This is a genomic window from Erythrobacter colymbi, from assembly GCF_002155685.1.
Taxonomy (GTDB): Bacteria; Pseudomonadota; Alphaproteobacteria; order Sphingomonadales; family Sphingomonadaceae; genus Erythrobacter; species Erythrobacter colymbi.
The window spans coordinates 1-11,893 of record NZ_MUYK01000034.1 but is presented as its reverse complement, the minus strand read 5'-3'; the positions used below and the strand labels follow the sequence as shown (position 1 = coordinate 11,893).

Sequence of the window (11,893 nt, the reverse complement as noted above, 5' to 3'; positions counted from 1 at the left end):
TTGCTCACCCGGAACTGCGCGACGAGCTCGCCGAGGCGCTGGGCCTCGCTCGAGAGGCTGCGGGTGGCGGCGGTCGCCTGCTCGACCATCGCGGCGTTCTGCTGGGTCATGCGGTCGATGCTGCCGACCGCGACATTGACCTGTTCGAGGTTCGACGCCTGCGCGGCCGCGGTCTCGGCGATCTCGTTCACCTGCGCCGTGACCGAGCCGACCTGCGCGACGATCTCGGCGAGCAAGGTGCCGGTCTCGCCGACCAGGCTCACCCCGTCGCCCACATGGGCGGTCGACTTGTCGATCAGCGCCTTGATGTCGCGCGCCGCCTCGGCCGAACGCTGGGCGAGGGCGCGCACCTCGTTGGCGACCACCGCGAAGCCCTTGCCCGCCTCGCCCGCACGCGCCGCTTCGACGCCTGCGTTGAGCGCCAGAAGGTTCGTCTGGAAAGCGATCCCGTCGATCACGTCGATGATCTGGGTGATCTCCTTGGCCGACTGCTCGATCGCGCCCATCGCCGCGACCGCCTTGCCGACCACCGCCCCGCCTTCGGTGGCGCGAGCGTGGGTCTGGGCGATGGCGTGCTTGGCACTGGCGGCATTCTCGGCCGACTGGCGGGTGAGGCCGACCGTGGTGCCGACCGATGCGGCGGTCTCTTCAAGGCTCGCGGCCTGCTGCTCGTTGCGCAGCGCGAGGTCTTCGGATGCCGCGCGGATCTCGTCCGAGCCGGTGCGCACGCCGCCCACCGTCGCGTGGACCGCGCCGATCATCGTTTCGAGCTTGGCGACCGAGGCGTTGAAGGCTTCCTGGAGGCGTTCATGCTCGCCGGCGGGCATGCCACTGATGCGATAGGTGAGATCGCCATCGGCCAGCCGGTCGAGCGCGGCCGACAGGGTCTCGACCACCTTGCCCGACTGGTCGGCCTCGGCCTCCTTTACCCGCACGGCATTGGCGCGGAAGGTTTCCATCGCCTTGGTCATGCGGCCCACGCAATCGGTGTAGTCGGTGTGCTGGATCGGCGAGGTGATGTCGCCCGCCGCAAGGCCTTCCATGCGCACCACGGTGTCGACATAGGCGCCCGAAATCCATTCCTTCGCCGCCAGCATCTTGACCGTCAGCAGCAACATGGTGGCAAAGGCGACGGCGAGTGCGGTGATCTGGCTGATGATGCCCTGCATCGACAGCCAGGCGGCCATCACGTCGATCATGCCGAGCACGCCGTTACCTGCAATCAGAACGGTCATCTTGCGGCGGATGGGTGCGTGTTTCTTGAACCAGGTGATCATGTCTTCGTCCTTGGTAGGCGACCAGTTCACACTGGTATGCCTCGCCCCTGAAGAGCTCTTTGCGCGAGCCCTAGGAGCAATCCCTTAGTGGCACGGCTCAGGCGGCAAGCGCCGTCCTGCCGCGGCCGTTTTTGCGGGCGGCGGTTTGGGGTTGTCCCTCGCTGATACGGAAACCGGCGAAGGTGCTCGCCAGCTGGCGCGCCTCGTGATTGAGGTTCTTCGTGGCCGCGTTGGTTTCCTCGACCATCGCCGCGTTCTGCTGGGTCATCTTGTCCATCGCGCCGATGGTCTCGCTGACATTGCGCAGCGCGACGCTCTGCTCGCTGACCGCATCGGCGATGCGGGTGACGGCCTCGGTCACCTCGCCGACGCGGGCGATGATCGCCTCGAGCGCCGATCCGGTCTCGTTGACCAGCGACACCCCGGTCTGGACATGGACGCCCACGGCCTCCACGCGCGCCTTGATCTCGCTTGCCGCCTCGGTCGCCCGCATCGACAGCGCGCGCACTTCGGAGGCGACCACCGAAAAGCCCTTGCCCGCCTCGCCCGCACGCGCGGCTTCGACCCCGGCGTTGAGTGCGAGCAGGTTGGTCTGGAAGGCGATGTTGTCGATCATCGCGGTGATCTCGGAGATTTCGCTGGAGGCGGTCTCGATCTGGCCCATCGCCTGGATCGCGCGGCCCACGACCTCGCCGCCGGTCTCGGCTTCCTCGCGCGCGTTGCGCATCGATCCGCTGACGCCGACCGCAAGGCTGGCATTGGCTTCGATGTTGGCGGTGAGGCTCGCCATCGTGGTCGAGGACATTTGCAGGCGCGCGGCCTGATCCTCGCTGCGGCTGGCCAGATCGGTCATCGCATGCTCGATCTCGGACGAGGTCAGGTTGATCGCGCCGATGCTCTCGTTTACCGCGCCCATCGCGCCCGCCAGCCGCTCCATCGCGATGTTGAAATCGTCGGCGAGCGACTGGAAGGCAGGCGGCATGCCGGTGAGGCGCACCGTCAGATCGGACTGGGCGACGGCGGCAAGGTGCTGGCCGATGCGGGCCACGGCCTGCTCGCGTTCCGCCACGGCGCGCTGGCGCTCGACTGCGGCATCGCGGAACACCAGCATCGCTTGCGCCATCGCGCCCAGCTCGTCGCTGCGCCCGGTGCCGGGAATGTCGATATCGTGGGAGCCGCGCGACAGATCGGTGACCGCACGGGTGAGGTCGACGATCGGCCGGGCGATGGAGCGGGCGAGGCCGCGGGCCAGCACCAGGGCAAGGCCGATCAGGATCGCACCGCCCAGTCCGAGCGCAATCCACGCCATGGTGATGACGGTGGACTGGCGCTCGCTCTGTTCGCTGATCGCCGCGTGCTGCGCATCGCGGATGTCGCGCAAGGGGTTGACCGCGTCGCTGACGAGCACCTTCTTGCCCGCCGCACGGATCGCGTCCTGCGCCGCATCGCGCTGGCCGGCCTTGACCACGGCGACATATTTGTCGCCCCAGTTGCGCCGCCACTTGAGCGTTTCCTCGCGGCTGATGCGGACCTTTTCCTGCAGCGGCGATCCGGCGAGCGCGGCTTCGAGCTCCGCCGAGGCCTTGTCGTAATCGTCGCGGCCTTCGTAGTAGGACTTGAGGTAGCTCTGGTCGGCGGTGACGAGGAACCCGCGCAGCTGGCTGTTCTGGCGCAGCAGCGCGGTTTCCAGCGCCAGCACGTCTGCGAGGATTTCCTGGCTGGCGGTGTTCTTCGCGGTGACCGAGGAGATCATCGCAAGGCTCACCCCGCAGGCAATCATCACGGCCGCAGCCACGACATTGAGCACCACGAAGGCAAAGCCGAGGCGGCGGGGGATGTTCATGCGATCAAGCATGGCGCGGGTGTCCTCTCGTCCGGTGTGTTGTGGTCAGGCGGTCAGAAGGCGTAGCGCAGCGAGGCGGTGACGGTGCGCCCGTTCATCACCTGCGCATTGGTGATGCCCGAGGCGGGAATGGTCGGCGCCTGGAGCGAGACGATCGCGAGCTTGTCGAACACGTTGAAGGCGTTGACCGCGAGGGTGAAGCCCTCGGCCGGGCGGTACTGGACGAAGGGGCTGACCAGCACATAGCCGGGTTGCACCAGCTGGTTGGTGTCCTGCGAGAAGCTCTCGGTGGTGCCGTTGACGGCCGCGCCGAAGGTCACCTTGCCGAACTCGGCCGAGGGGCGCAGGAAGAAGGCGAAATCGGGGATGTGGCGCGGGGTGCGGCCGCTGAAGGCGGGGTCGAGCACGTCCTTGTCGATCTTGGCCTTGGTGAAGGTCGCGCCCGCCACCAGGGTGAAGGGCCCGTGCCGGTACTCGCCCTCGAATTCGACGCCCTTGGCGCTGTAGGTGCGCTTGATCTGCTGGACGAAGGCCTGCCCGCTGGAATCGGCGGTGATCTGCGCATTGCGCTCGTCGGTCGAGGCCCAGAAGCCGGTGAGGAACAGGCTCAGCCCGTCCTTGCGGTACTTCACGCCCGCTTCGGCCTGCTTGACCACCGAGACGAGGATTTCGGGGTTGGCCGGGCGGCCCGATACGGGGTCGAGCGTCTCGGTGCCGATCGCGTTCTCCGCCGTCGCGCGGCCGCCGCGGCTGTAGCGGGCGAAGGCCGAAAGGCTGTCGGCAAAGCGGTAGTTCACGCCGGCCGAGTAGGAGAGGTAGTCGTAGTCGTAATCGACCGCCGCCGGTCGCGAGAGCGGCAGCACCGGCACGCGGCGCTCGGCGAGCGAGACCTGTCCGTCGCCATTCACGTCGAAGGCTACGAAGGGCGCGCGGCCATCGCCGAAGCCGGGCGAGAAGACCTGGCCCTGGACGTTGCCCTTGTCCCACCGGACGCTCGCGCCGATCGCCAGCTTGCCGATCTGGTAATTGACCGAGCCATAGGGGGCTAGCACGTCGTAACCGACGTCGTAGCGGTTGTGGTAGATGCTGAAAGGCAGGCCGACCGCAAAGCCGTAGGCCAGCGTGCCCGCGTCGGTCACCGGCACGCCGCCGGCGGTGGTGATGTTGACCGGCGCGTTGATCCCGCCGCCCGCAAGGTCCTGGAGGGTGCTGGTGAAGTTCCAGAACATCCGGATGTCCTGGCGCGAATTGTAGAGGCCCGCGGTGGCGGTCAGCTTGCCTTCGCCCACTTCCCACACGCGGCTCGCGCGCAGATCGTTGACGGCATAGTCGAGGCTTTCGAGATCGGCATAGATCCGCACCGACAGCGCGAGCAGCCGCGCATCGGTGATTGCCTGACCGCTCTGGGGGCCGGCCGCGTAGGACAGGCGCGCGCCCGGCCCGCCGAACTGCGCGAAGAAGGGCGCAGGCGCGGTCACGAAGGGCGCGTTATCGTTGTATGCGCCGCTGGTGTCGGAGAAGCGGAAGCGGTTGGTGACGGTCCACCCGGCCACCTCGAACTGCGCTTCCAGACCCACCGCCTTGACCTGCGCGGCAAGCCCGTCGCGCGTGTCGAGGATGGTGCGGTTGTTGTTGCGGTCGGTCTCGGCATAGGTCGCTGTCAGCGGCGAGGAATAGCCCTCCTCGCGGATGTCGTAGCCCGGCAGGAAGCCGATGCGCGGATCGGCATTGGTGCCGCCGATGGTGACCGGCACGGTGCCGTAATTGGGCTGCCTGTCGTCGAGATACTTGGCGTAGAGGCGGACATAGCCGCCCTCGAAGGTCTTGGTGATGTTGGCCTTGATCTGGCCGCCCGAAAAGCCGGTGTAGCCGATCGCGCGCGGGCCTTCGCCGCTGCGGTAGAAGCCGCCGACATGGAAGCGCCAGCCATCGCCCAGCGGCGAGCCATAGGCAAAGTCGATGCGCTTGAGGTCATGGCCCACGCCGCTCGACACCTGCAGCGCGCCGCCCCTGGTCTCGCCGGTGTGCGAGATGAAGTTGATCAGTCCCCCCGGCGAATTCGAGGCGAAGGTCGAGGCCGAGCCGCCGCGGATCGCCTGCACCTGCGACAGCGACAGGTCGGCGCGCAGGAACTGGTCGATCCCGGCGAACTGGATGTCGCCGAATTCGAGCACCGGCAGGCCGTCTTCCTGGAGCTGGAGGAACTTCGAGCCCTCCGCCGCCAGCGGCAGCCCGCGGATGGTGATCGCGGAATAGCCGTCGATGTCGGAGGTTTCGGAGCGGATGCCCGGGATGTTCTGCATGATCCCGGCAATCGAGCTCACCGATAGCTGCCGCAGGTCGTGATCGTCGAGGATGCTCGCGGAAATCGCGGAATCGAGCAGGTCGCGGCCCTTGGCGACGCCGGTGGTGAAGGCCTTGGCGGCGGGGGCCGGCGCGGGGGTCTCCGCAGCGCTTTCGGCAGCGTCTGTGCTGCTGTCCGTAGAGGCGGTCTCGCCCGCATAGGCCGGAACGGCAGCGGTGGTGGTAAATAGCGCGGCAAGGGTGGCAGTGCGCAGACGCATGCTTGGTAAACTCCGGTATCGAATGGCAAATCGGTGGAGGCTGGCGATAGGGCCCGGCCGTTTAAGCCCTCCATTCGGCGCAGTTCGGTAATGCTACGGGGTGCGGCGGAAGGGCCGGCCTGCGCGCTTTCCCCTAGGCGGGCGGCGCGGAAAATTGTCCCTCGCGCCCTAGGCGTGGTCACCCTTTCAGCGATCCCGGACGGCGCGTTTGTCTCTGCTTTTCAATTCCCGTGACCTGGCCGTGCCCGCCCGCAGCCGCGTGCCGCAGCACAGCCGTGCCGTGCGCCAGCTGCAGATCGAGGCCGCCAAGGCACATGGCTTCGGCAAGCCGCGCGCGGCCGCGCTGATGGAGGCGCTCGCCCGCGTCTTGCCACAGGCCGGGGCGGTGTTCGCGGCGATCGAGGAATGGCCCTGCGACCTTGCCTCGGACGGCGTGATCTTCCGCCTCAACGCCGGGCTTCATGCTCTGGCGATGGCAGGCGAGAGCGGGGTGCTCGCAGCGCTTTACGGCGAGAGCGCGATGCCGCCGCCGGCCGCACTCGACGCCGCGCTCGAACGGGTGCTGGCTCAGCGTGCCGAGGCGCTGCTCGGCTGGCTGTCGCACCCGACCCAGACCAACGAGGTCGCGCGCGTCGCCGGACTGGTCGCCGCGCTGCTCGAACTGGGACGCAAGGATGCGCTGCCCTGCGAGGTGCTGGAACTGGGCGCGAGCGCGGGGCTCAATCTCAACCTCGCGCATTACGGCGTTCGGCTGGGCGATGTGACCGCCTGCGCCGCCGCAAGCGCGGTGATGCTCGCCCCCGAATGGCGGGGCCGCGATGTCCCCGCCGGGCCGCTGGCAATCACAAGCGCCCGCGGCGTCGATCTCCATCCGCTCGACGTGTCGGACGAAGAGGACCGCCGCAGCCTTCAGGCCTATGTCTGGCCGGGCGAGAGCGCCCGCGCGGCGCGGCTCGACGCGGCCATCGGGATCGCCCTTGCGCACCCGCCCCGGGTCGACACCGGCCTTGCCAGCGCATGGCTGCTCCAGCGCTTTGCCGAGCCACAGCCCGCAGGCACCCGCCGCGTGGTGTTCCATTCGATGGTGCTGCAATATGCCAGCCCCGCCGAGCGCGAGGCGATCGATCTCGCCTTCGCGCTGGCCGGAGCGCGCGCCGAGCCTGACCGTCCGCTTGCGCGGGTGAGCATCGAATGGCGCGCCGATCGCGGCGCGGTCGAACTGCGCATCGCCCAGTGGGACGGGGCGGGGCACCGGGGTGAAAGCCGCCTCGCCGCGCTGTGCCATCCCTATGGCGAATGGATCGACTGGCGCGGGCTCGCCTGAAAATCCGGCCTTACCCGGCACCTCGCGGCTTTTCCCTAGCGTCTTTCCCGCAGGGCCGCATTTCGCCCCTGCCAAGACCCCGAGGCTTATCGGGCAGGCTGCACTCGATGAAGCCGGGCCGCAGGTGGCACCGGCACAACGGGGGGAGCATGCCATGCAACTGAAAACCAGCCTGCTTGTGTTCGTCGCTACCGGAGCGCTCGCCGCGCCCGCACTGGCGGAAGACGCCGCCGCCGGAACCTCGGCCGCAGCCGAAGCCGGGGCCGAGGAAGCCGGCCCGCAAGCCGATACCGCCACTCCTGCCAAGCCTGCGGCCGAGATCTTCTCGACTGGCATGGCCAAGGGCCGCGACCGGCTCGACAGCGCCACTTCGACCAGCGCTTTGAAGGGCGAGGACATCCAGCGCTTCGGCCCGCGCCCGCTGGGCGATGTGCTGCGCACGATGGCGGGACTGCGCGTCGCCACCGGCATCGGCGAGGGCAACAACAACTACACCGTGCGCGGGCTGCCGCTCGCTGCCGGGGGCTCCAAATATATGCAGTTCCAGGAAGACGGCCTTCCGGTGCTCGAATTCGGCGACCTCTTCAACGTCGCGACCGATGTCTATCTGCGCAACGATTTCACCGTGAACGCGATCGAGACGATCCGCGGCGGATCGGCCTCGACCTTCGCGTCCAATTCGCCCGGCGGGATCGTCAACCTGATCTCGCGCACCGGCGAACAGGTGGGCGGGCGCGCACAGTTCTCGACCGGGCTCGACTTCGACGAGAAGCGGATCGATTTCGATTACGGCGCCAAGCTGGGCGAGAACACCCGCATGTATGTCGGCGGCTTCTACCGCCAGGGCGAAGGCGTGCGCGACATCGGCTTCACCGGCGTGCGCGGCGGGCAGATCAAGGCCAATATCACCCGCACCTTCGATGGCGGCTATGTGCGCGCCTATTTCAAGCTGCTCGACGACCGTTCGCCGACCTTCGCGCCCTATGCCGTCAACATCACCGGCACCAATGACGCGCCGGTCTACAAGAGCTTCCCGGGCTTCGACCTGCGGCGGGATTCGACCCTGTCGGGCTTCCTCGGCCCGGTCATCACGCTCGATCGCAACAACCAGCCGGTCGCGCTGCCGATCAGCACCGGGCAGAGCGCCAAGTCGAAGTCGATCGGGTTCGAAGCTCAGTTCGACATCGCCGGGTGGACCATCACCGAAAAGGCGCGCTACGCTGTCAATGGCGGCGATTTCAGCCGCATGTTCCCCAACCGCCAGAACACCGTGACCGCCTTCGCCAATTCCATCGGCGGGGCCGGGTCGAGCGCGGTCTATGCCAGTGGGCCGCTGGCGGGCCAGCCGATCCCGGGCGGCAGCGCGATCAACGGCAACGGGCTGCTGTCGCTCTATTTCGTCAGCTTCGTGCGTGCCAAATCGCTCGACAATTTCACCAATGACCTGCGCGCCAGCCGCGTGTGGGACGTGTCTGCGTTCGGTGGCTCCGGCAAGCTGACCACCACGGCGGGGCTCTACTACGCCACGCAGGAACTCGACACGACCTGGCTCCACACGGCGATGATCGTCGATGCCAATGGCGGCGGCGAGACGGCGATGGTCGACATCGTCAACAGCGCGGGCCAGCCGCAGACCCTCAACGGCTATTTCGCCTTCGGGCGCGAGACGAGCTTGTTCCGGCGCATCTTCGATGTCGATTACCGCGTGCTCGCGCCCTACGGTTCGGTCAACTTCCATGTCGGCAAGCTCGCGATCGGCGGCTCGCTGCGGTATGACAGCGGGCGCGTGCGCGGGCAGCTGTTCGGCGCGGATCTGGGGGGCGGGCGCGTCGGTCTCACCAGCTTCGATTTCAACCGCGACGGGGTGATCAACCAGGCCGAGGCGCGCACCGCGATCCTGCCGCTCGATCGCCCCGCACCGGTCGATTACGACTATGGCTACCTCAACTATTCGGTCGGGGTGAATTACCGCGTGGCCGAGCCTTTCTCGGTCTTCGCGCGCTACAGCAAGGGCGCACGCGCGGCCGCCGACAAGGTGCTGTTCACCGCCACGGTCGATCCCCTCACCGGCAATGTGCCGAGCGGCGACCAGCAGGACGACGTGATCCAGTACGAAGGCGGCTTCAAGTTCCGCAAGAACGGCATCACCGTCAACGCCACCGCCTTCCATGTCGAAGCCGAGGACCAGAACGTCCTCAACGGCGCGGCGACAGCGACCAACCGTACCTACAAGGCTGATGGCGTCGAGCTGGAAGGCACGTTCCAGCGCGGTGTGTTCAATCTGATGGTCGCTGCAACCTACACCAAGGCCAAGATCACCGAGGACCGGCTCAATCCCGCCCTCACCGGCAAGGAACCGCGCCACCAGCCCGACTGGGTGCTGGTCGCGGTGCCGCAGGTCGATTTCGGCAAGTTTGCCGCGGGCGCGAATATCGTCACGATCACCGGCTCCTATGCGCAGGATTCGAACCAGCTGCGCATGCCCGGCTTCACCACCGTGGGTGCCTTCGCCGAGTTCCAGGCGGCCGATAACCTGCAACTCACGATCAGCGCGCAGAACCTGTTCAACACGCTCGGCATCTTCGAGGTGAATCAGGCGAGCGTGCCGGCAAACGGCATCGGCTTTGCCCGTGCCGCGACCGGCCGGACGGTGCAGGCCTCGCTCCGCCTCGGCTTCTGAGGCGGCGGCAGGCGCACAAGACAAGGGGGCCGGCGAGCGATCGCCGGCCCCCTTTGCTTTGACCGTTATGGCGGGATCAGTGGCGCGCTTCGTTGCGGAAGGCGCTGAGGAACACCAGCTCGCGCAGCTGCGAATCCTCGGGCAGGCCGAGACCCGAAAGGTCGGCTATGCCGAGGATCTTCTCGTTGTCGTTCCCCTGCGCCAGCGCGATGCGGTGCGGCAGGATGCGCTCCCCGCTGTCGAGCGAGTAGAACGCCTGCACCACCGGGCGCAGCGGGTCCTTGCGGTCCTCGTCGATCACCATCGCCAGCTTGCGGCTGGCAAGCACCACGAAGGAGCCGACGGGATAGAGTCCCACGGTCTCGACGAAGACCCGCAGGATTTCCTCGTCGAACGCCGCCCCGCGTTGACGCAGTTCGGCGACCGCCTGGGCCGGATCCATCGGCGCACGACCGCTGTAGCCGCCGAGGCGCTGCTCGAAGCTGTCGCAGATCGCCGCCATCCGGGCGATGATGGGGATGTCGTCGCCGGAGCGACCCTGCGGGAAGCCGCTGCCGTCAAGCCGCTCGTGGTGGAGCAGGCATGCGTCGAGCACCGCCTGTGGCAGATCACCGTCGTTCTTGAGCGCGCGGTAGCCGAGCATGACGTGGCTTTGCCAGACATGCCGGGGGATGTGGCGGAAATCGGGATCCTGCATGGTCTGCACCTGCGGCAGGTAAGTGACGCCGATGTCGAGCAGCAGCCCGGCCAGCCCGCAATTGTGGATCTCGGGCGGGCTCAACCTCATTCTGTCGGCCAGCGCGACCATCAGTCCGCTGACCGACAGAGCGTGACGGAAGATCTTCTCGTTCCTGAGCTTGCAGCGCATCAGCCCGCTGAAGGCCTGGGGATTGCGACGCACCGATGCGAGGATGTCGCTCACCACGGGTTCGACCTTGCGCACGTCGAGCGCCTTGCCGAGGCTGGCGGCCATGATCGTCTTGTTGAGCTTGTCGCGCGCCTGTTCGGCGATTGCGGCTGCGGCGGTCAGTTCCTGCTCCATCGAAACCGGCTGGCTCGAGGTGACCTGCACGGCGGTGCGCTGCCTGATCGAGTTGATGCGGGAGTTGGCGGCGGGGGCAGGGGCGTGCGCGCTGGCCGCAGAGGGCCGCGCGGGCGCATCGTGCCCGGCGGTCGCCAGAACGCGGCTCTTCTCGGTGTCGATCACCACGGTGCGCACGCGGCTTTCCCGGATCGCGGCGAGCCTTTCGGCGTCCTCGATCAGGAACTTGCCCTTCCAGAAGGGATGTTCGAACCAACTGCCTTCGAACTTGTGGACGAACATGCCCACTTCGAGCTCGGAGACTGCGATCTGCTTCAGCATCGGTGTTGCCCTGCTCCCGGATTTGGCCTCGAATCTGTAGCGATGTGACCTTTGCAATTGGCTGGGGTGGCCCTCGGGGAATCACCTAGTGGGCCGTGATCCGCTGCCCGCGTGCGCCTTCAGAATTCACTCCAGTCGTCCTCGTCGAACTGCGGGGCCGCGACAGGTGCGGGCGCTGCTTTGCGGGCGAGATTGCCGGTCACCACTGGCGGCGGGGCCACCTTGCGTGGCTTGGTTGCGGAGGGAGGGGGCGCAGGGGGTGGCGGCGCATAGGCTGCAAGCGCCTGCCCGGCATTGCTCACCCGGAACTGCGCGACGAGCTCGCCGAGGCGCTGGGCCTCGCTCGAGAGGCTGCGGGTGGCGGCGGTCGCCTGCTCGACCATCGCGGCGTTCTGCTGGGTCATGCGGTCGATGCTGCCGACCGCGACATTGACCTGTTCGAGGTTCGACGCCTGCGCGGCCGCGGTCTCGGCGATCTCGTTCACCTGCGCCGTGACCGAGCCGACCTGCGCGACGATCTCGGCGAGCAAGGTGCCGGTCTCGCCGACCAGGCTCACCCCGTCGCCCACATGGGCGGTCGACTTGTCGATCAGCGCCTTGATGTCGCGCGCCGCCTCGGCCGAACGCTGGGCGAGGGCGCGCACCTCGTTGGCGACCACCGCGAAGCCCTTGCCCGCCTCGCCCGCACGCGCCGCTTCGACGCCTGCGTTGAGCGCCAGAAGGTTCGTCTGGAAAGCGATCCCGTCGATCACGTCGATGATCTGGGTGATCTCCTTGGCCGACTGCTCGATCGCGCCCATCGCCGCGACCGCCTTGCCGACCACCGCCCCGCCTTCGGTGGC

The 11,893-nt window shown here is 67.7% G+C and carries 7 protein-coding genes; 2 read left to right on the top strand and 5 right to left on the bottom strand.

Going from position 1 to position 11,893, the window contains the following annotated elements:
- The 3 genes from BZF57_RS19835 to BZF57_RS19825 all read right to left on the bottom strand — a co-directional run.
- Positions 1-1,277: methyl-accepting chemotaxis protein (locus BZF57_RS19835; protein ID WP_086741038.1), on the bottom strand; the 1,277-nt coding region annotated here is incomplete at its 3' end.
- 97 nt (positions 1,278-1,374) lie between these two features.
- Positions 1,375-3,132, bottom strand: coding sequence for a methyl-accepting chemotaxis protein (locus tag BZF57_RS19830; protein ID WP_086741036.1), 1,758 nt, complete (start codon positions 3,130-3,132; stop codon positions 1,375-1,377).
- 41 nt (positions 3,133-3,173) lie between these two features.
- A complete protein-coding gene (locus BZF57_RS19825; protein WP_086741034.1) occupies positions 3,174-5,684 on the bottom strand; it encodes a TonB-dependent receptor domain-containing protein in 2,511 nt (836 codons plus the stop codon).
- A 241-nt stretch (positions 5,685-5,925) separates the two neighbouring features.
- Here BZF57_RS19825 and BZF57_RS19820 point away from each other — a divergent pair, with 241 nt between their 5' ends.
- Positions 5,926-7,008, top strand: a complete 1,083-nt coding sequence (locus BZF57_RS19820; protein WP_143738599.1) for a DUF2332 domain-containing protein — start codon at positions 5,926-5,928, stop codon at positions 7,006-7,008.
- Between the two features lie 154 nt (positions 7,009-7,162).
- Positions 7,163-9,688, top strand: a complete 2,526-nt coding sequence (locus tag BZF57_RS19815) for a TonB-dependent receptor domain-containing protein (RefSeq protein WP_086741029.1) — start codon at positions 7,163-7,165, stop codon at positions 9,686-9,688.
- 76 nt (positions 9,689-9,764) lie between these two features.
- Here the strand turns inward: BZF57_RS19815 and BZF57_RS19810 are convergent, their stop codons facing one another.
- Together BZF57_RS19810 and BZF57_RS19805 are read right to left on the bottom strand one after the other, a co-directional pair.
- On the bottom strand, positions 9,765-11,051 hold the full coding sequence (locus BZF57_RS19810; protein ID WP_086741027.1) for an HD-GYP domain-containing protein: 1,287 nt from the start codon (positions 11,049-11,051) through the stop codon (positions 9,765-9,767).
- Positions 11,052-11,170: 119 nt separating this feature from the next.
- Positions 11,171-11,893 (bottom strand): methyl-accepting chemotaxis protein (locus BZF57_RS19805; RefSeq protein WP_240506061.1); only part of this gene is annotated, 723 nt, incomplete at its 5' end.

Excerpts from the sequence above, each read along its gene's own strand:
- BZF57_RS19810 (WP_086741027.1), bottom strand. The coding sequence starts at position 11,051 with ATGCTGAAGCAGATCGCAGTCTCCGAGCTCGAAGTGGGCATGTTCGTC.
- BZF57_RS19825 (WP_086741034.1), bottom strand. The coding sequence starts at position 5,684 with ATGCGTCTGCGCACTGCCACCCTTGCCGCGCTATTTACCACCACCGCT.
- BZF57_RS19815 (WP_086741029.1), top strand. The coding sequence starts at position 7,163 with ATGCAACTGAAAACCAGCCTGCTTGTGTTCGTCGCTACCGGAGCGCTC.
- BZF57_RS19830 (WP_086741036.1), bottom strand. The coding sequence starts at position 3,132 with ATGCTTGATCGCATGAACATCCCCCGCCGCCTCGGCTTTGCCTTCGTG.